The 21,028-nt window shown below is 27.7% G+C and carries 21 protein-coding genes; 16 read left to right on the top strand and 5 right to left on the bottom strand.

The window, feature by feature from the left end; translation table 11 throughout:
• The first annotated feature begins 7 nt into the window (after positions 1-7).
• The 4 genes from Q0733_RS03050 (at position 8) to Q0733_RS03035 (ending at position 3,276) form a co-directional block, all read left to right on the top strand.
• Complete coding sequence (locus Q0733_RS03050; protein ID WP_298778818.1) at positions 8-892, top strand: AraC family transcriptional regulator; 885 nt, start codon at positions 8-10, stop codon at positions 890-892.
• A 30-nt stretch (positions 893-922) separates the two neighbouring features.
• Complete coding sequence (locus Q0733_RS03045) at positions 923-1,429, top strand: TrmH family RNA methyltransferase (RefSeq protein ID WP_298778817.1); 507 nt, start codon at positions 923-925, stop codon at positions 1,427-1,429.
• Between the two features lie 29 nt (positions 1,430-1,458).
• Positions 1,459-2,475 carry a ferrochelatase gene (hemH, locus tag Q0733_RS03040; protein WP_298778815.1) on the top strand — a complete coding sequence of 339 codons (1,017 nt, stop codon included), beginning with the start codon at positions 1,459-1,461 and terminating at the stop codon, positions 2,473-2,475.
• A gap of 219 nt (positions 2,476-2,694) precedes the next feature.
• The gene (locus Q0733_RS03035; RefSeq protein WP_298778812.1) at positions 2,695-3,276 is read left to right on the top strand and encodes a CopD family protein; all 582 of its coding nucleotides are present in this window, start codon (positions 2,695-2,697) and stop codon (positions 3,274-3,276) included.
• Here the strand turns inward: Q0733_RS03035 and recR are convergent.
• Positions 3,273-3,890, bottom strand: coding sequence for a recombination mediator RecR (gene recR / locus Q0733_RS03030; RefSeq protein WP_298778809.1), 618 nt, complete (start codon positions 3,888-3,890; stop codon positions 3,273-3,275). The two genes, Q0733_RS03035 and recR, sit on opposite strands and share 4 nt — an antisense overlap.
• 95 nt (positions 3,891-3,985) lie before the next feature.
• On the opposite strand from recR, the gene Q0733_RS03025 reads away from it, so the two are divergent.
• From Q0733_RS03025 to Q0733_RS02995, 7 genes are all read left to right on the top strand, one after another.
• Positions 3,986-5,425: a sodium:solute symporter gene (locus tag Q0733_RS03025; RefSeq protein WP_298778806.1), complete on the top strand. Its 1,440-nt coding sequence runs from the start codon at positions 3,986-3,988 to the stop codon at positions 5,423-5,425.
• Between the two features lie 105 nt (positions 5,426-5,530).
• A complete protein-coding gene (locus tag Q0733_RS03020; RefSeq protein ID WP_298778802.1) occupies positions 5,531-5,956 on the top strand; it encodes a hypothetical protein in 426 nt (141 codons plus the stop codon).
• A 5-nt stretch (positions 5,957-5,961) separates the two neighbouring features.
• Entirely contained in the window at positions 5,962-6,609 is a 648-nt protein-coding gene (pdxH, locus tag Q0733_RS03015; protein ID WP_298778799.1) for a pyridoxamine 5'-phosphate oxidase, read from the top strand.
• 34 nt (positions 6,610-6,643) lie between these two features.
• Positions 6,644-7,132 (top strand): histidine phosphatase family protein, encoded by a 489-nt coding sequence (locus tag Q0733_RS03010; protein WP_298778797.1) that lies wholly within the window; start codon positions 6,644-6,646, stop codon positions 7,130-7,132.
• A gap of 4 nt (positions 7,133-7,136) precedes the next feature.
• Entirely contained in the window at positions 7,137-8,033 is an 897-nt protein-coding gene (locus tag Q0733_RS03005) for an exopolyphosphatase (RefSeq protein WP_298778794.1), read from the top strand.
• 85 nt (positions 8,034-8,118) lie between these two features.
• Positions 8,119-9,219: an OmpA family protein gene (locus Q0733_RS03000; RefSeq protein WP_298778792.1), complete on the top strand. Its 1,101-nt coding sequence runs from the start codon at positions 8,119-8,121 to the stop codon at positions 9,217-9,219.
• A 134-nt stretch (positions 9,220-9,353) separates the two neighbouring features.
• Positions 9,354-10,454 carry an OmpA family protein gene (locus Q0733_RS02995; protein ID WP_298778790.1) on the top strand — a complete coding sequence of 367 codons (1,101 nt, stop codon included), beginning with the start codon at positions 9,354-9,356 and terminating at the stop codon, positions 10,452-10,454.
• Positions 10,455-10,523: 69 nt separating this feature from the next.
• Here Q0733_RS02995 and Q0733_RS02990 read toward each other — a convergent pair whose 3' ends face one another.
• Both Q0733_RS02990 and lpxK read right to left on the bottom strand, forming a co-directional pair.
• Positions 10,524-11,009, bottom strand: a complete 486-nt coding sequence (locus Q0733_RS02990) for a thioredoxin family protein (protein WP_298778789.1) — start codon at positions 11,007-11,009, stop codon at positions 10,524-10,526.
• 136 nt (positions 11,010-11,145) lie between these two features.
• A complete protein-coding gene (gene lpxK, locus Q0733_RS02985) occupies positions 11,146-12,174 on the bottom strand; it encodes a tetraacyldisaccharide 4'-kinase (RefSeq protein ID WP_298778788.1) in 1,029 nt (342 codons plus the stop codon).
• Positions 12,175-12,250: 76 nt separating this feature from the next.
• Between lpxK and Q0733_RS02980 the strand changes: the two genes are divergently transcribed.
• The 4 genes from Q0733_RS02980 to Q0733_RS02965 all read left to right on the top strand — a co-directional run bounded on the left by Q0733_RS02980 (position 12,251) and on the right by Q0733_RS02965 (position 15,837).
• On the top strand, positions 12,251-13,345 hold the full coding sequence (locus Q0733_RS02980; RefSeq protein ID WP_298778786.1) for a Nif3-like dinuclear metal center hexameric protein: 1,095 nt from the start codon (positions 12,251-12,253) through the stop codon (positions 13,343-13,345).
• Between the two features lie 2 nt (positions 13,346-13,347).
• On the top strand, positions 13,348-14,121 hold the full coding sequence (locus Q0733_RS02975) for a hypothetical protein (RefSeq protein ID WP_298778784.1): 774 nt from the start codon (positions 13,348-13,350) through the stop codon (positions 14,119-14,121).
• Positions 14,122-14,686: 565 nt separating this feature from the next.
• Positions 14,687-15,061, top strand: a complete 375-nt coding sequence (locus tag Q0733_RS02970; protein WP_298778781.1) for a LysM peptidoglycan-binding domain-containing protein — start codon at positions 14,687-14,689, stop codon at positions 15,059-15,061.
• A 173-nt stretch (positions 15,062-15,234) separates the two neighbouring features.
• On the top strand, positions 15,235-15,837 hold the full coding sequence (locus Q0733_RS02965) for a hypothetical protein (protein ID WP_298778778.1): 603 nt from the start codon (positions 15,235-15,237) through the stop codon (positions 15,835-15,837).
• Here Q0733_RS02965 and rlmF read toward each other — a convergent pair.
• Together rlmF and bshC are read right to left on the bottom strand one after the other, a co-directional pair.
• Positions 15,834-16,688, bottom strand: a complete 855-nt coding sequence (gene rlmF, locus Q0733_RS02960; protein WP_298778775.1) for a 23S rRNA (adenine(1618)-N(6))-methyltransferase RlmF — start codon at positions 16,686-16,688, stop codon at positions 15,834-15,836. The two genes, Q0733_RS02965 and rlmF, sit on opposite strands and share 4 nt — an antisense overlap.
• 55 nt (positions 16,689-16,743) lie before the next feature.
• Complete coding sequence (gene bshC / locus Q0733_RS02955) at positions 16,744-18,336, bottom strand: bacillithiol biosynthesis cysteine-adding enzyme BshC (protein ID WP_298778773.1); 1,593 nt, start codon at positions 18,334-18,336, stop codon at positions 16,744-16,746.
• Positions 18,337-18,538: 202 nt separating this feature from the next.
• Between bshC and Q0733_RS02950 the strand changes: the two genes are divergently transcribed.
• Positions 18,539-21,016: a M14 family metallopeptidase gene (locus Q0733_RS02950; RefSeq protein ID WP_298778771.1), complete on the top strand. Its 2,478-nt coding sequence runs from the start codon at positions 18,539-18,541 to the stop codon at positions 21,014-21,016.
• The last annotated feature ends 12 nt before the right edge of the window (positions 21,017-21,028 follow it).

Genomic DNA, 21,028 nt, shown 5'->3' with positions numbered 1-21,028 from the left:
AATTTGTATGATAAAAAATGTCGGCAAAAGTACTTTTGAAGAAATAAATCTAGAAAACGGATTTTATTTGCTTCATTTTCAGAATGAAAGCAAAGAAAATCAAAATTTTGTAAGAGAAATTGATAGCTCTTTTATTCAAATTCATTTTTGTTTAAAAGGCAATTCTAAATTCAAATTTAATAATAGCGCATACACTTTTGACGTACTAGATAACAGATCTATTTTATTGTATAATCCGCAAAGAGAATTACCTATAAATTTAGAGATTAGACCAAAAACCACACTTGTTTCACTATTAATTTCTATTAAAAAATTTCATTCATTATTTTCTAAAGAAGCAGGTTATATTCCTTTTTTAAGTGATGAAAACAGTAACAAAAAATATTACGATGACACCGAAATAAAACCAATGGTTTCTATTGTTTTACAACAAATTATAAATTCTAATAGCAATAGCTCAATAAGAGATTTATATGTAAAGGGTAAAATTTATGAGTTACTAAGTTTACATTTTCAAAAAGATGAAACAGCTGATGGTGAATATTGCCCTTTTCTTGTAGATGAACAAAATGTTTTAAAAATAAGAAAAGCAAAAGATATTATTATAGATAGAATGTCTGAACCACCAAGTTTACAAGAACTAGCAAATGAAATTGGTTTGAGTTTAAAAAAATTAAAAGAAGGATTTAAACAAATTTACGGAGATACGGTTTATAGTTTTTTGTTTGATTATAAAATGGAGCATTCCCGTCGTTTATTAGAAAGCAACCAATACAATGTTAACGAAGTGGGGTTACAGGTTGGCTACAGCACTGCTAGCCATTTTATAGCAGCTTTTAAAAAGAAATTTGGCACAACACCTAAACAGTATGTAATAAGCCTAAATAAATAAACTATTTACAGGTTTGTAATCATAAACAAAATGAAACAATTATCACACAACGACATAGAAAACAATCAAAAACAATTTCCTATTACCATTGTTTGTGACGCTATTAGAACACCTGAAAACATAGGAATGTGTTTTAGAATTGCTGAAAGTTTTGGTGTGCAAAAAATATTTTTACATACAAACTCTCCATCATTAGAAAACAGAAAGGTTATTAATACTGCCAGAAACACAATCAATCAAATAGAACACGCTTTTTATGATGATTTTCAACAAGTAATTCATCAATTAAAAGAAGAAAACAACACAATTATTGGAATAGAAATTACTGATAATAGTATTGAAATTCAAGATTTTAATTTTAAAAATCATCAAAAGATAGTATTACTTTTAGGCAGTGAAAGAAATGGAATTAATAATATTGATTTAGCAGATTATACAGTTTCTATACCAATGTTTGGCAGAAACTCTAGCATGAATGTAATACATAGTTTGGCTATTTCATTATATGAAGTAACCAATCAATTGAAAAATAATTAAAAAAAATACTGAAATAAATTCAGCATAAAATGAAAGGTATATTATTAAACAATTTAGGATCGCCAGATTCAACAGAAACAAAAGATGTTAAAAAGTATTTAGGCGAATTTTTAATGGATGAAAGAGTAATTGACATCCCCTACTGGAAACGTTCTTTACTTATAAAAGGTATTATCTTAAAAACACGTCCAAAAAAATCTGGAGCGGCTTACAAAAAAATTTGGTGGGATGAAGGTTCTCCTTTGGTTGTAATTTCTGAAAGATTTACAAAAAAGGTAAAAGAAAAAGTAGATATTCCTGTGGAATTAGCCATGCGTTACGGCTCTATGTCTATGGAAAAAGGAATCGAAAACCTGATTAAAAAAGGTGTAACTGAAATCTTTTTAGCTCCATTATACCCTCATTATGCTATGTCTTCCTACGAAAGTGTTGTTGTAAAAGCTGAACAAATTTTAGCAGAGAAATATCCTCAAATAAAATTAGACACACTACCTCCTTTTTACAACAAACCTGACTACATAAAAGCGATGAGTAATAATATAGCAAATCACTTAAAGGGATTCGAATACGATCATATTCTATTTTCTTATCACGGAATTCCAGAACGTCATATTAAAAAATCTGACCCAACAAATAATCATTGTAAAATTGACGGTTCTTGTTGCGAACGCAACTCTGTAGCACATCATACATGTTACAGACATCAATGTTTTGAAACCACAAAAGAAATTGTAAAAACACTAAATTTAAAAGAAGGCACCTACAGCAATTCATTTCAATCTCGTTTATTAAAAGACCCTTGGTTAAAACCTTATACAGATTTTGAATTAGAGAAATTTCCATCCGAAGGAAAGAAAAAATTAGCAGTAATTACTCCTGCTTTTGTTTCTGACTGTTTAGAAACTTTAGAAGAAATTGCCATGGAAGGAAAAGAGGAATTTTTAAAAGCTGGAGGAACAGATTACAAACACATACCCTGTATGAATGACAATGATGATTGGGTCGATGTTATGGTAAAATGGATTAATGATTGGAAAAATAAATAATTTTATTAGAAGTTATTTTACAACTTAACATTATATCTTTTTATTTCCGTCATTGCAAAGTTTACTTTTTTGTAAACTATGGCAATCTCATAATTAGAAACAAATTGCTTCGTACCTCGCAATGACACATATAAAAGAACAATAAAAAGTATGTTATTTCAATCAGTGCTAGACTTGTTTGCTAACGATTATAAAAACTAAAAAAGTAAATACATAATTATGGATTTTCTATACGTAAAAGCATTACACATCATCTTTGTTGTAACCTGGTTTGCCGGGTTATTTTATATTATAAGGCTTTTTATTTATCATGTTGAAGCAGAAAAAAAATTAGAACCCGCTAAAGAAATTTTACAAACCCAATACAAATTAATGAGTAAAAGATTGTGGTATATTATTACCTGGCCTTCTGCAATTTTAGCTAGTATTTTTGCTTTTTGGATGTTATACAAAAACCCTTACTACTTATCAGAACCTTGGATGCATGTAAAATTAGCTTTTGTTTTAGGTTTATATTTTTATCATTATTCTTGTCAAAAAATATTTAGTCAACTACAAAAAAACATTATTAAATACTCTGCTTTACAATTAAGAATTTGGAATGAAGTTGCTACTATAATTTTATTTGCAATTGTATTTTTAGTTACTTTAAAAAGTGCAATAAATTGGATTTGGGGAGTTGTAGGAATTATACTTTTTGGAATTCTAATGATGCTAGGAATTAAACTCTACAAAAAAATTAGAGAAAAAAAATCCTGGGAAAAAGCAGAAAAGGAGGTTTTAGAAAATAATGAAAATTAATTCCCTATACTTTGTTCAAAAGGGATTCTATTTAAAATAGATCTTCCTAGTGTAATTTCATCTGCATATTCTAATTCATCCCCAACAGAAATTCCTCTGGCAATTGTTGATGTTGTAATATTAAATTTTTCTATCTGTTTATAAATATAAAAATTAGTTGTATCACCTTCCATAGTTGAGCTTAAAGCAAAAATTAACTCTTTAATTTCACCAGATTCAACTTTATTAATAAGAGATTCAATTTCTAAATTATGTGGCCCAATACCTTCAATAGGAGAAATTTTACCTCCCAAAACATGATATAAACCTTTAAATTGCAAGGTGCTTTCAATAGCCATCACATCTCTAATATCTTCAACAACACAAACAATTTCTGAATTTCTTTTTGGATTATTACATATTTCACAAAGTTCAGTATCAGAAATATTATAACATTTACTACATTTTTTTACATCATTTCTAAAATGCAACAAAGCTTCAGATAAAAAAGTGGTATTATCTTTAGGTTGTTTTAAAAGATGCAAAACTAAACGTAAAGCTGTACGCTTTCCAATTCCTGGTAAACGAGAAACTTCATTTACTGCATTTTCTAATAATTTTGACGAAAAATCCATAAGCAACAAAATTACGAATTATCAATTATCAAATCACAAAAAGAAGATAGAAAAACATATATTCGTAATTCATAATTTATTACTCAAAATTCACAATGCAACCAATTCATATTTTACTATTAATAGCAAGTTATTTTTCTGTGTTGATTTTCATCTCATTTATCACAAGTAAATCTGCAAATAACGACACTTTTTTTAAGGCTAATAACTCTTCTCCATGGTATTTAGTTGCTTTTGGCATGATTGGAGCTTCACTTTCTGGAGTTACATTTATATCTGTACCTGGCTGGGTAGAAGCACAAAGCATGAGTTATATGCAAATGGTTTTGGGGTATGTTGTTGGTTATGCCGTAATAGGTCTTGTACTACTTCCACTCTATTACAAGCTAAATTTAACATCAATTTACACTTATTTACAAGACAGATTCGGTAAAAATTCTTACAAAACAGGAGCTGGTTTTTTTTTATTATCAAGAACAATTGGCGCATCATTTAGATTATTTTTAGTAGCAAACGTATTGCAATTATTATTGTTTGATGCCTACGGAATTCCTTTCTGGGTAACAGTAACAATTACTATTTTATTAATTTGGCTTTATACTTTTAAAGGAGGGATAAAAACGATTGTTTGGACAGACTCTCTACAAACCTTATTTATGCTAATTGCTGTTGGAGTATGTATTTATACAATTTCTGCCGAACTACAAATTAGCAATATATTTACTTATGTTGCTGATAGTGAACTTTCTAAAACCTTCTTTTTTGATGATATAAAAACAGGCGATTATTTTTGGAAACGTTTCTTAGCTGGTGCATTTGTTGCTATTGTTATGACAGGTTTAGATCAAGATATGATGCAAAAAAACCTAACCTGTAGAAATTTAAAAGATGCACAAAAAAACATGTTTTGGTTTACCATTGTTTTAGTGATTGTTAACTTTTTCTTTTTAGCTTTAGGAGTACTTTTAACAGATTATGCACAAAAAAACGGAATAGATGCACATAAAGATGAGTTATTCCCAATAATAGCTACAAAAGGAACATTAGGTCTAGCAACTGCTATTTTCTTTTTATTAGGTTTAATTGCTGCTGCTTATTCTAGCGCAGATTCTGCTTTAACCTCACTAACAACTTCTTTTAGTATAGATATTTTAGAAATTGATAAAAAGAAAGATAAAACTGAACAAGAAAAAATTAGAAAGAAAATTCACGTTTTATTTTCATTCGTATTAATTGCAACTATTTTAATTTTTAAATATTTTATTGCAGATGAAAGTGTGATTGCAAAAATATTCACATTTGCAAATTATACATACGGGCCTTTATTAGGCTTATATGCCTTTGGTTTATTTACAACCCTTAAAGTTAAAGACAATTTAGTACCAGTAATATGTGTTTTATCGCCGTTTTTAACTTTTTTTATGAATTACCTGTGCTTAAAACATTTTAATTTCGACTTCGGTTTCTCACTTTTAATCTTAAACGGAGCAATTACATTTATTGGATTAATTATGATTAAAAAATCAAACAAATAGCAATCTGTTTTTTACATAAAATTTTGCTTATTTTTTTAATAAAAAAATAGCTTAAAACGTTTTAAAATAAATATTCTTTTATATTTGTTAAAAGAAAAATTTAAAATGAAAAAAACATTTTTTCTGTTTATCATCTTAATATCATCTACAGTTTTTAGTCAATTAAAAATTACTGGATATTTTGATGCTGAAATCGGTTTATCTTACCAATTTTCTAATAAAATTCAAGTAGAATTAAGAGCTAATGATAATCTTGGAATAGAGTTTAACTCAGAATTAAGCTTACTTTACAAAATAATTTCAAAAGAAGAATACAATTTAAATTTAGGGTTTGGGGGTTCTACTTATCCTTTTCACTCCGAAAATATTAACTTTTTGGAAAGTTATTTTTTACCACTTCAAATAGAAATTACGCCATTAAAAACAGTTAGAAATTTTGCTTTGGTTTTAGAAACCGCATATCATTTTGCAGATAAAACTGATAATTCAGGTATTAGAAACTCTATTGGAATTAGATATATATTCAATTAAAAAAAATGTCAAAAGACTTAAGTAATTATCGAAAATCTTATGAAAAGCAAGAACTTTTAGAAAGTAATTGCCCAGAAAACCCATTAGAATTATTTGAAACATGGTTTCTAAATGCAGATAATTCTGACCTCATTAATGAAACAAATGCAATGACAATTTCTACTTTAGGCATAGATGGTTTTCCTAAAAATAGAGTTGTTTTACTTAAAAAATATAATCAGGATGGTTTTATTTTTTATACCAACTATAATTCAGAAAAAGGGAAAGCCATCGATAATAACAACAATGTGTGCTTATCTTTTTTTTGGCCTAAACTAGAACAACAAATTATTATCAAAGGAAAAGCTGAAAGATTATCAGAAAAATTATCTGACGATTATTTTGAGTCAAGACCAGATGGTAGCAAGTTAGGTGCCTGGGCTTCAAACCAAAGCAACGTTATATCTTCTAGAAAAGAATTAGATCAAAATTTAATTACATTTCAAAATAAATTTAAAGGAGAAAAAATTGCGCGCCCAAAACACTGGGGCGGATATTTAGTTAAACCTATAAGTATTGAATTTTGGCAAGGAAGACCAAATAGGATGCACGACAGAATTAGGTACACCTTAACAAAAGATTTTTATTGGAAATTAGAAAGGTTAGCATCATAATTTTTTTATATTTACAATTAAAGAACAAAATTCAATGAAAACGTTATACATTGTTAGGCATGCAAAATCTTCTTGGAAATATAAAGAAATTGAAGATATTGACAGACCTTTAAAACAACGTGGAATAAAAGATTCTCATTTAATTTCTAAATTTTTATCAAAAGAAATTAAAAGACCTGATGTCTTTATCTCAAGTAGCGCAAATAGAGCTTTACACACCGCGGTTATTTTCTGTGAAAACTTTAAATACCCTTTATCTAACCTGAAAATTAGACGTCAACTTTATAATTTTAGTGATGGATACTTGGTAAAAACCGTTAAAGCGTTAGATGATGATTTTAATTCTGCTATTATATTTAGTCATGATCATGGTATTAATACTTTTGTTAATAAATTTGGTAGCAAACCAATTGCACACGTAGCAACTTGTGGTGTAATTGGAATAGAGTTTGAAGAAAACCATTGGAAAAACATAAAAAAAGGAAAAACTTTTATGGCAGAAATGCCAAAAAATCATAAATAAAGAATTGTTAGAAATTAAAAAATTTGCTGCCATTGATATTGGCTCTAATGCAATAAGATTATTAGTATCAAATGTTATTGTATCAAAAGGCAAAGAACCTCAGTTTAAAAAATCAGCATTAATTCGTGTTCCAATTCGTTTAGGTGCAGATGCTTTTGTTAATGGAATTATTAGTGATGAAAACGTTGCTAGAATGATTGATGCTATGGAAGCATTTAAGCTATTAATGAAGATTCATAAAGTAGAACGTTATAAAGCCTGTGCTACTTCTGCAATGAGAGAGGCTAAAAACGGAAAAGAAATTGCAGAAAAAATATTAACTAAAACTGGTGTAAAAATTGATATAATTGGTGGAAAAGAAGAAGCAGCAATTATATCTTTTACAGATTTAAACTCGTTAATTGAAGGAGATAACTCATATTTATATGTAGATGTTGGTGGTGGAAGCACAGAGTTTACCATTTTTTCTAATGGCAAAATAATCAACTCTAAGTCTTTTAAAATGGGAACTGTTAGAGTATTAAACAATAAAAAATCTAAGAATAAAGAAATTTTTACTGACGTTGAAAAGTGGATTAAAAAAAATACAATTGGATTAAAAAAAATCTCGTTAATTGGTTCTGGTGGAAACATCAACAAACTATTTAAAATGTCTGGTAGAACTGAAGGAAAACCAATTTCTTACATTTACTTAAACGCTCAATACCAGTTTTTAAAACAAATGAGTTATCAAGAACGGATATCTGAATTGAGTTTAAACCCTGATAGAGCAGATGTTATAATACCAGCAACAAAAATTTACCTTTCAGCAATGAAATGGAGTGGCGCAAGAAAAATTTATGTTCCAAAAATTGGGCTTTCTGACGGGATAATAAAAAGTTTATTCTATAATAAGCTATAATTTCTGATTATAGTTTATCAACTTATCAATGTTTTTAGTACTTTTGACGCAACATTTAAGTGTACCTCAAAAAATAATTTTAAAAATGAAAAAATATTTAATCAATACATGTTTTTTATTGTTAAGTGCTTTGGTTTTTAGTCAAGACTTACCAGAAAATCCAGAAGAAGGTAAATGTTATGTACGTTGTAAAACTCCAGATATTTATAAAAATGAAACAGTAAATGTAGCTGTTGCTCCTGAATATAAAAAAATAGTATCTCACCCAGCTTCATACAAAACAGTTACTGAAAGAGTATTAATTAGAGAAGCTGGCCAACAAATAACTATTGTTCCTGCTGTTTGGGGTAATGAAGAGGTTACTTATTATGAAAAAGAAGATGGAACAAGACTTGAAATTAAAGACGCAATTTTTAATCATGGTTTTGAAACTGTAGAAACCAAAGCCGCTTCTGCTTCTTGGCAAATGAGTGAAAAAATGCCTGGATGCGAATCTGACAACCCTGATGATTGTAGATATTGGTGTTATAAACCTTCTCCAGCAGAGTTTAAAACAATGCCTGTAGAAAAATTAATAAGCGACGCGCAAGTTGTAAAAGTTACTGTGCCAGGTATAAAAAGAACATATAACAAAAGAGTTATGGTTAAAAAGCCAAAAACTTTAATTGTAGAAACTAGTGCTGAATATAAAACGATTACAAAATCGGTTTTAGTTAAAGATGCTTGGACAGAAGAAGTTGTTGTACCTGCAGTTTACAGATCAATAACAAAACAAATTTTAGTACAAAAAGGAGGGCTAACATCTTGGAAATCTGTTGATTGCACCTTAGTTGACAACACTCCTTTACCTATCAATTGGGATTATTCTAGCGCAACTTTAAATGACGGTGCAAAACGTATTATAGATGCAAGATTATTACCTATTTTAAATACAGGTGTTGCTGTATTTATTGAATCTCATACCGATATGAGAGGTAGTTCTAGTGATAATCAAGATTTATCTGAAAGAAGAGCTAAAGCTGTTACTGATTATTTAATATCTAAAGGCATAAATAGAACTCAACTATATGCAAAAGGTTATGGAGAATCTAGGCTGTTAAATAAATGTTCTGATAATGTAACTTGTTCTGAAGCAGAACACTCTGTTAATAGAAGAACAACTTTTAGAGTTGTAAATCAAAAATAATTTTTTTAAAAAAAAGAAAATTTAAAGCCAAAACAATTTTGTTTTGGCTTTTTTTTAATACATTTAAGAAATAAAGTGACTTTGAAAAAAGATTGTGTCTAAACAATGAATACTAATAATTAAAACTAATTAAAATGAAAAAAATTTTATCAACTGGACTATTTATGATGATTGGCGCTATTGCCTTCTCACAAGCTTTACCACCTAACCCTGAACCAGGAAAATGCTATGTACTTTGTAAAACAGAAGAAGTATGGAAAAACGAAAGTGTATCTATACAAGTTGCACCTGAGTATAAAACAATTGTTACTCACCCTGCTGAATACAAAACTGTTACTGAAAAAGTTTTGATAAAAGAAGCATATAAGCGTTTAGAAGTTGTTCCTGAAGTTTGGGAAACTAAAACAATAACTTATACAGCTAAAGAAGACGCTAATAAATTAAGTGTAATTAAGGCTCGTTTTGGTAAAGATTCTGAAACAGTTGAAACTAAATCTGAATCTGCAGTTTGGCAAATGAGTGATAAAAAACCAGATTGTACTTCTGATGACCCAAATGATTGTAGATACTGGTGTTTTAAACCAGTGCCAGCTGAGTATAAAACAATTCCTTTAACAGTACTTGCTTCTGATGCAACAACAGAATCTACTCCTGTTCCAGGTTTTAACAAAACTTATACTACTAAAGTTATAGCACAACCTCAAACTACAAGAACTATTGAAGTTCCTGCAGTATATGGAAGCATTAAAAAAACAGTTTTAGTAAAAGATGCTTGGAAAGAAGAAGTAACTGTACCTGCAAAATATAAATCTGTATCTAAAGAAGTATTAGTTACTAAAGGAGGTTTAAGTGAATGGAAAGAAGTAAAATGTGAATTAGTAGACAATACTCCTTTACCAATTAACTGGAACTTAGGAAGCGCTACTTTAACTTCTGCTGCTAAAAGAATTATTGACACTAGATTATTACCAATATTAAAAACTGGAGTAGCTGTTGCAATTGAGTCTCATACTGATATGAGAGGATCTAAAGCATCTAACCAAGATTTATCTGAAAGAAGAGCAAATGCTGTAACAAACTATTTAATTTCTAAAGGAATTAGATCTAGCCAATTAACAGGTAATGGTTTTGGAGAGTCTAAGTTATTAAACAGATGTTCTGATGGTGTAACTTGTTCTGAAGCGGAACATGCTAAAAACAGAAGAACTACTTTTAGAGTTGTAAATCAAAAATAATTTTTTACAAAAAAAATCATAAAAAAAACCGAAGCAAATTGCTTCGGTTTTTTTTATAATAAAATTGGATTAATACTTATTAATTACAGATTCAAAGAAAGGGTAATAATACTCGGTTAAAATAACTCCTTTTCTTTGTCCAATTATCTTTTCTTTATCATTAATAACAATCAAAGTTGGAAAAGAGGTCACATTATACTTACTCTTTAAATAGTAATTTTCTTTTAATTTATTTGTTGGTAGTAAATCTACCCTTCTTGGTAAATCTACCTCTAATAAAACTAAACTTTTTTCAGAGAAAGCTTTAAATTTTTCAGTATGAAACAGGTCTCTATCTAAAACTTGACACGGACCACACCAATCTGAACCCGTAAAATAAATTAAAATTGGTTTATTTTCTTTTTTTGATTGTTTTAAAGCCTTTTTATAATTTTCCGACCAATTTAGCACCACTTCACTCTCTATCTCATCTACAGAAGTTACAATATCTTCTTGCGCAAAATTTGTAAATGACACAAAAAAGCAACCAATAAAAAAACTTATAATTTTTCTCATCTTATATTATTTTCTTCAAAAGTATCAAAAATAATACCAATAATAAAACTGTGACTTTATATATTATATTGTGTCAAAAAAACTATGAAGATAACTTTATACTTCTAACAAAAATCAAAAAAAGAAAGCCAATGTATTAACATTGGTTTTCTTGTATATGAACATTAAAAATATCATTAAATTCTTCATTTTTATGATCTAAAAATACAGTTTCAATTTCTATGTAGTTAAGTTTTTTTACTTTACCAAAAAGTCTTGTATAGTCCTTTTCAGTAGTTAAAATTATTTTATCATCTCCTTTAATTGTATTGAATTCATTTTCTATTTTAACAATTTCAGCTTCTGTAAAATTATGATGGTCAGAAAACTCTAAATGTTTAAAGAACACTTCTTTTTCTTCTAAAAAGGTTACCAAAGGCAATGGATTAGCAATACCAGTAATTAATAAAACTTGATACTTTTTTAAATCATTAATATTTATATTTTTTTCTCCAACAATAGTATTAGCATAAGAAATACTTGTAAAAAATACTGGTTTATTAAATTTTAACAATCTGTTTCTAATAACCTTCTGTCTTCTTTTTTCCAAATTCAATGGGCATTTAGTAACAATAATTACATCTGCCCTATTTGCTCCTGATCTACTTTCTCTTAGATTTCCTGTTGGTAACAAATAATCATCAACAAATAAATCGTTAAATTTAGTTAGCAAAATATAAAAACTTCCTTTTATTTTTCTATGCTGAAAAGCGTCGTCCAATAAAATAACATCTTGTTCTTTTTCTGACAATAATTTTTGTACACCCTCTACTCTATTCTCATTAACAGCAACATTAATAGAGCTAAACTTCTTAAAATACTGCAAAGGTTCATCGCCAACATCTTCAAAAGTATGAGAATTATCTACTAAAACATACCCTTTTGTTTTTCGTTTATATCCTCTGCTTAATACAGAAACTTTAAAATTATTCTTTAATAATCTTACTAAATATTCAATTTGTGGAGTTTTCCCTGTTCCTCCAACACTTAAATTACCAACAATTATAATTGGTGTATCAAAAGAAGTTTCTTTTAAAACACCTATATTAAATAAGATATTTCTTATTGATGTAATCAAAAAGTATAAAATTGAAAACGGAAATAATAAAAATCTGAGAAACTTCATTTGCACGAAAATAAGTCATTTTTATGGATTGATAAATGGAAAATGTTAACTTTGACTTTCATACAAATTTTACAAAATGATTGTAAAGGATATTACAAATTATTTAGAGGAACTTGCGCCATTAAATTATGCTGAAGATTTTGACAATGTTGGTCTTTTAGTTGGCAACTATACTACAAAAATAACTGGTATTTTAGTAACTTTAGACACATTAGAGGAAACTGTGAATGAAGCTATTGCTAAAAACTGTAACCTTATTGTTAGTTTTCACCCCATTATTTTTAGTGGATTAAAAAAAATAAATGGGAAGAATTATGTAGAACGTGTTGTGTTAAAAGCAATTAAAAATGACATTGCAATTTACGCAACACATACAGCTTTAGACAATAGTAAAAACGGAGTTTCTGCTAAAATGTGTGAAGTTTTGGGGTTACAAAACCCTAAAATATTAATTCCTAAAAAAGGGATTATCAAAAAACTAACTACTTATGTTTCAGAAAAAGAGGCTCCTGAATTAAGAAAGGTACTTTTTGCTGCAAATACAGGTAGTATTGGAAACTATGATAATTGTTCATTTAATATTTTAGGTAAAGGTACTTTTAGAGGTAATGAAAATTCTAACCCCACTTTAGGAGAAAAAGGTAAACTTCATACAGAAAAAGAGGTAGAAATTTCTATTGTTTTTGAAAGTAAAAATGAAACTGCAATTTTAAAAGCTTTGCAAGAAAATCATCCTTATGAAGAAATTTCATATCAAATTTTAACTACAGAAAATATTCATCAGAATATTGGGATGGGAATGATAGGTGAATTATCAAAAGAAATGAATGAAAACGAGTTTTTAAAGTATCTAAAACAAACCATGAAAACTGATTGTGTACGTCATTCAGCATTAATGAACAAAAAAATTAAAAAAGTTGCCGTTTTAGGAGGGTCAGGAAGTTTTGCAATTTCTAATGCAAAAAGAGCTGGAGCGGATGCTTATGTTAGTTCTGATTTTAAATATCATGATTTTTTTAAAGCCGAAAACAGTATTTTATTGACAGATATAGGTCATTATGAAAGTGAACAGTTTACAAAAAACCTTTTGGTTGATTATCTTACAAAAAAATTCACTAATTTTGCAGTCATTTTATCGCAAAAAAGTACAAATCCAATTTATTATATATAAACATGGCAAAGAAGAAAGAAATTTCGGTTGAACAGAAATTAAGAGCATTATATGACCTACAATTAATCGATTCTAGGATTGATGAAATTAGAAACGTTAGAGGAGAATTACCTTTAGAGGTTGAAGATTTAGAAGATGAAGTTGCCGGTTTAAATACAAGGTTATCTAATTTAGCAGTAGAAGTTACAAATTTAGAAACTGATATAAACAATAAAAAATTGGCTATTGAAGAATCTAAAGAGTTAATGAAAAAATATGATGAGCAACAAAAGAAAGTTAGAAATAACAGAGAATTTGACTCATTAGCTAAAGAAGTTGAATACCAAGAATTAGAAATTCAATTAGCAGAAAAAAGAATCAATGAGTATAAAGCTAAAATTGCTCAGAAAAACGAAGTAATTGATGCAACTAAAGAAAAATTAGCTAAACAAGACCAACATTTAGGTCATAAAAAAGCGGAGTTAGATGCTATTTTAAAAGAAACTGAAAAAGAAGAAAAATTATTAGCAAAAAAATCTGAAGAATTTTCTGAATCATTAGATGCGCATTTATTTGCAGCTTATACTAGAATTAGAAATAAAGTAAAAAACGGTTTAGCTGTTGTTGCTATTGAACGTGGTGCTTCTGGAGGTTCGTATTTTACAATTCCACCACAAGTACAATTGGAAATTGCTAACAGAAAAAAAATTACGATTGACGAACATAGTGGACGTATTTTAGTAGATGCTGCTTTAGCAGAAGAAGAGAAAGAAAAAATTGACAAAATATTTTCTTAATATTATTTCTTCTTTTTACGTTCTAAAATAGCGTTAAACACATAACAACCTAAAAAAGGTAGCAATTTTATATTGCTACCTTTTGTTTTTTTTAAACTCATAATCATTTTATTTTGATTCATTTATATAGAGAATCAACACAAGTTAACTTGTAAAATTAATCTTTTAAATAGAGCGATAATAAGACCCTTAAATATTTCTTTTATATTGTATTTATTAAAAAAAAGATTAAATTTACATAAATAAAAAAATTGATTTACATTATTTTCCCTATCTTAACACGTATTATTTAAATAATATAATTTTAATGATAAAACTTTATAATTATTTAGATTACACAAATCTTAAAAATATTAGAGAAATTTTAGTTTTACCTAAATACAAAAAAACTATATTGTAACTATAAAGTTTGATTAAAAAGAGATTACCTCTAAAAATTATTTAACAAAAAAAGAATTTTGGCTTAGAAATTGATATAAATTTTATTGAAAATATCTTTTGAAATTAAAAATACCAAAAAAGAAATTAGATCGAAAACTAATAATTAATTAAATAACAAAAAAAAATGAAAGCAAAATACCAAAGTGTTTTAGATTTAGGACAAGAATTAGAAATCCAAAACGGTGATGTAAAAGAAGAAAATGGTGTATTACATGTAAATGGTACAGCAAAAAACCAATATGAAAAAAACCTTATTTGGGATAAAATAAAAGAAATTGGTGGAGAAAGCCCTACAGATATTCAAGCAAATATTGAAGTTGCAGACACTACTATTTTTGCAAACCATACTGTTAAAAGTGGAGAAACTTTAGGAGCAATCGCTAAAAAATATTATGGAAGCGCAGGTAAATACACTGCAATCTTTAATGCTAATACGGATGTTTTAAAAAACCCTGATGTAATTCACCCAGGTCAAGAGTTAGTTATTCCTAACTTATAAGAAGGATTATTAAAAAAATTAAAACCCGAAACTATTTTAGTTTCGGGTTTTTTATTTTATAAAAAACCAAGTAATATATCAAAAAAAAAGAACTGTAATCATTGAATAATAAAATTATTATTTATTTAAATATGAATCAAAAACATTATTTTTATACTCAGATAAATAATTAAATGATTAGCAATAAGAAGAAGTTTTTGGTTGAAATTTTAAAAGCAATTATTAAACTTATCATAGCTGGAGTTTTTATTGGATTATTAAAAACATACGATACAATAATTGCATGTATTTTAATACTTAAAATATTTCATAATTTATATAATGAAATTATTAAACCCAAAACGAACAAAAACTGGATTTTACTTAAAGGGATGCTTTTAACTGGCTTTGGTGGTATAGTAGGAGAAACTTGGGGTGTTTCTAATAATTATTGGGAATATCATGAAGTAAATAGAGAATTACCTTTATGGCTACCATTTGCTTGGATGTTAGCTTTTCATTATTTATATAAATTAGAAAGAAATTTAATTCCGCTTTTAACAAATCAATCTGCTAAAAACAAAATATTTTTAGCCATAATTTTAGCATTAATATTACCTGCTTTTGGCGAGGTAATTACAATAGAGTTAGGAGTTTGGACTTATTATTGGCCTTACCAACTTTTAGGAGTTCCTTTATACGCCTTTATATGTTTAGTTTTTGTACATATGTTGGTGTATACCATTTTACATTTTGTTTGTAAAAAATGGAATATTAAAGACATTGTTTTTAGTTAAAACGTCCAACAAGCAATTCTTGTAACTTTGTTTCCTTGACTCATTGGAATTACTTTAAATTCTTTAACACCTAGTTTTTTTGATGATTTTTCTAAACTTTCTACATTTTCTTTTTTAGAAACTAAACTAGTAAACCATTTACTAGATTTTTTGTACAAAGAACTTTCATATAAATAATTGTGCAAAAATGCTTTTTCGCCTCCAACGTACCACAATTCATTATTGTTTCCTGAAAAATTTCTAACAGCATTATTACCTAAATTCTTATTCTTACGCTTATTTGCCCCTTGTGCTTCTTCTGCAGATTTAAAAAATGGGGGATTGCACATAATAGCGCTAAACAAATCATCTTCTTTAATAATATCTTTTAGTATTTGCTGTTCATTAAATTGCTGACGAAGCTTAATTTTAGCCTCTAAATTATTATCATCAATTATATCTTGAGCTGTATCTAAAGAATCTAAATCAATATCTGTGGCAACAAAACTCCAATTATATTCTGCTACACCTAATAATGGATAAATACAAGTTGCTCCTGTTCCAATATCTAAAACAGTTACCTCTTCTTCTAAAGAAAGTAAATCTGCTAAATGATGAATATAATCTAATCGTCCAGGAATTGGTGGGCATAAATTTTCATCAGGAAAATCCCAATTAGTAATTTTATCATAAGTAAATAACAATGCTTTATTAAGCTCTTTAACAGATTCAGGATTAGAAAAATCTATACTTAAAGAATCAAATTTTGTTTTAATAACAAACTCTTTTAGGCTAGGATTTTTAATAATTAAATCATCAAAATTATAACCTTTTAAAAACTTATTTTTGGAGTGAAGTTGTTTTTCTTTCATTTATTTTTATCTACTTACAGCCATAATAGCTTGCACTCCAAATCTACAACAATAATTATAGAGTTAAAATTGTAAACTCTAAATGAAGTGGTTTTAAAGATGATTTTAAATTATTGATAAAAGAATTTCCATACTCCAAATAATATTCAGAAAAATTACGCTGACGTTCTTCTAAACTTTGATTTGGTAGCAATTGGTTCTGCAACTCAGTTATTCTTAAAACTAAATCACTTTGCCTTCTCTTTTCAGCAATCAATAAACGTTTTTCTAGTTTTTTTAGTCCTTTAATTTGTTTATTCTCTTGTGCATTTACAGCATTTAAAAAAGAGATATCTGTTTTTTTTGCAACCTCTTTTAATTCTAAAAATTGAGTTTCTAAAAAAGAAATTTTATCGTTAAAACTAATTTTAATATCAGAATTTTCTATAACTTTTTTACTAATTAAGTTGTGCTGATTTAAAAATATTTCCTCTTTATCTATATTTAGATTTTGTAATTTTTTTTCTTGTTTTTGAGTAACAAGTTGCACTGAATTTCTTAGCAATAAAATAGGAAAAGGAACATTCACTTTCTCAAAATAGGCCTTTAATTCAAACCAATAAGCCATCTCTCCACCACCTCCAACATAACAAAGGTTTGGTAAAATAACCTCTTGATACAAAGGCCTCATAATTACATTAGGAGAAAATGCTTGAGGATTCTTTTCAACTTCATTTAAAATTTCTGCTTTTGTGAATGAAATATCAGTATTATTAACCTTATAATTACCGTCTTCAAAAATGATACGCTCTCTAAAATCATCACCTAAATAAAATAAATTTATTTCTCTAGGATTTACTTGTATCTTATACTCTTTCTCTAACTCCAAAATTGATTTTGACACTTCTTTATAAGAGGTTTCATTTTCTAATTCATCTTTTACAAATGGCGTAAATAATTGTTTTAGTTGAAAATCATCTCCATCAACAATTACTAAACCAAAGTCTCTAAATAACTCATTTGCAATAAAACGAGTAGCATCTGCTAATTTTTTATGCTTTAAATAAGCATCAGAAAATAGGCTTTTTAAATACTTAGCATTTTTAGAGTTTCCTAAGTGATTTGAAAAAACTTCAAAAACATCCTCTAAACCTTCTGTTGAGAAACGCCCAACAGCTCCACCATCCCCCCTATTCCATTGCACTTTTTTGCCATCAAAATTAAAATAATTAATTTCATCAAAATCATGATCTTCTGTTGCCATCCAATAAATTGGAACAAAATTTTGTTCGGGAAATTTTTCTGATAATTCTTCACATAAGTTAATCGTAGAAATTATTTTATATAAAAAATATAAAGGTCCTGTAAATAAATTAAGCTGATGACCTGTGGTTATCGTAAAGGTATTTTGCTGTTTTAAAAGCTCTATTTTTTCTAAAGTTTTCTTAGAAGCATCAACGTTTTTATATTGATTTTTTAAAGCATCAACCAACGTTAACCTTGTTTGTAACCTATATGATTTTTGCTTTTCTTCAATTTGATTATGAAAACCTGCAATGTCTGTAAAATTATTATAAAAAGGTTTTAATCCATCATTTTTTTCTAAATAATGATGCATTGTTTTTGAAAAAAAACCTGTTTTTTGAAATGGTATATGTGTTACTTTCATAATTTAAGAACACAGTTTTGGCAACAATCAGAATCTGATATACAATTCATGTAGTTTGATTAATTTTTGATAAAAATACGAATATTTTAAGCTTTGTCGTAAATTCAAAATCAATCTAACAAATTTTTAACTTGTTCATCATTTATCAACTTTTTATAGTAGAATTTATTCATTACTTTTGATGAAAATCAAACTAAACTTCATGAAAATTAAATCAATTTTACTATTATTTTTTTTAACTTTTGGAACTGTTTTTTCTCAATCAATAAAATCACCATCAGAATTTTTAGGTTATGAAATTGGTAGTCGTTTTACAAGACACCATAAAGTTGTTGACTATTTTAAATACGTAAGCAACAAAACATCTAATGTAAAACTAGAAAAATACGGAGAAACAAACGAACACAGACCTTTGTATGTGAGTTATATTTCATCACAAGAAAACATTGATAACCTAGAAAGCATTAGAAAATCTAATCTTTCTCAAACTGGAATTTTAGAAGGAAAACAAGAAAATAAAATTGCAATTGTTTGGTTAAGTTATAATGTTCATGGAAATGAAGCATCAAGCACAGAAGCTTCAATGTTAACATTATATAAATTATTAACTACAAAAAAAGATTGGTTAAAAAACACTATTGTAATTATTGATCCTTGTATAAATCCTGATGGTAGAGATCGATATGTAAACTGGTTTAATCAAGTAAAAAGTACTCCTTTTAACATTATTCAAGATGCTAAAGAACATCATGAACCTTGGCCAGGAGGAAGACCAAATCATTATTTATTTGATTTAAATAGAGATTGGGCTTGGGCAACTCAAGTAGAATCTCAACAAAGAATTAAAATTTACAACAAATGGTTGCCTCATATTCATGTAGATTTTCACGAACAAGGTATAAATAACCCTTATTATTTTGCGCCAGCGGCAGAACCTTTTCATGAAGTAATTTCTGATTGGCAACGTGATTTTCAAACACAAATTGGAAAAAACCATGCAAAATATTTTGACAAAGAAGGTTGGTTATATTTTACTAAAGAGAGTTTTGATTTACTATACCCGAGTTATGGAGATACTTACCCAACATTTATGGGAGCAATTGGTATGACCTATGAACAAGCAGGACACGGCAAAGCTGGATTGGGTATAAATACTGATGAAGGAGAAGTTTTAACTTTAAAAGACAGAGCAATTCATCACATGACAACTGGCTTGTCTACTGTTGAAATTTCATCAAAAAATGCCGAAAAACTAAATAATAATTTTAAAAAATTCTTTGACAATAAGAATTTAACATATAAAAGTTATGTACTTAAAAATGAAAATCAAGACAAAACTGATAGATTAAAAAAATTATTAGACAAACATGAAATTAAGTACGAATATGCTAATAATGGAACTGTAAAAGGATACATTTATAACACACAAAGGGAAGGTAAATTCAATACAAATAAAGGAGATTTAGTTATTCATACAAATCAACCAAAAGGAAAAATGGTAAAAGTTTTGTTTGAACCAAAAGCAAAATTAGCAGATTCTTTAACGTATGATATTACCGCTTGGTCTTTGCCTTATGCTCATGGTTTTAATTCTGTTGCATCAAAATCAAAAGTTAATTCTTCGCAAAATACAGATCAAAAAAACATAAATAATTTTATTGATAAAAATGCTTACGCATATATTTTAAAATGGAATAGTTTAGACGACGCGACCTTTTTAAGTGAAATACTTCAAGCTAATATAACACCCCGTTTTACTGAAAAAGATTTTTCAATTGATAGTAAATCATATAAAAAAGGAACTATTATTGTATTAAGAAACGATAATAAAACAAGTGATTTTGATGAAAAACTAATTAAAATTGCAGATAAAAATAAAAGAAGTTTACAATCAGTTTCTACTGGTTTTGTTTCAAAAGGTGTAGATTTTGGTTCTTATTCTGTAAAACCAATTAACAAACAAAAAGTAGCTTTACTTTCTGGTGAAGGAACATCATCATTAAGTTTTGGAGAGATATGGCACTTTTTTGAAACCGAATTAAAGTACCCAGTTACTATTTTAAATTCAGACTATTTTAGTCGTGTAGATTTTTCTAAATATGATGTTATTATAATTCCAAATGGCTATTACAATAGTGTTTTAAACAAAAAAACGTTAAACAAACTAAAAACCTGGGTACAATCAGGAGGAACAGTTATTGCTATTGGAAACGCCTTAAACAGTTTTGCTAATAAAGAAGGTTTTGCATTAAAACGCAAAGAATCTAAAAAAGATTCTACAAAAAACAACTTAACACCTTATGCAGAAAGAGAGCGTAAAAATGTTGCTAATTTAATTACTGGGAGTATTTTTAAAAGTAAAGTAGACACTACTCATCCGTTAGCTTTTGGTTACAATAATAATTATTATTCTTTAAAATTAAGTGGATCTACTTATGAGTATTTAAAAAGTGGTGTTAATGTAGCTTATTTTGATGAATCTGCAATAAGCGTTTCTGGTTATACAGGTAGTAAAGCAAGAAAAAATATACCAAAATCTTTGTTATTTGGAGAAGATCAAATAGGAAGAGGAAGTATTATTTACATGGTTGATAATCCTTTATTTAGGTCTTTTTGGGATAATGGAAAGTTATTTGTTGCAAATGCAGTTTTCTTTTTAAACTCAGATAAATTGAAATAATATTAAATGCCT

Origin of the sequence: uncultured Polaribacter sp., from assembly GCF_947500975.1 — a bacterium.
Taxonomy (GTDB): Bacteria; Bacteroidota; Bacteroidia; order Flavobacteriales; family Flavobacteriaceae; genus Polaribacter.
The sequence above is the reverse complement of the archived record's forward strand: the minus strand, read 5'-3'. Positions and strand labels throughout refer to the sequence as shown.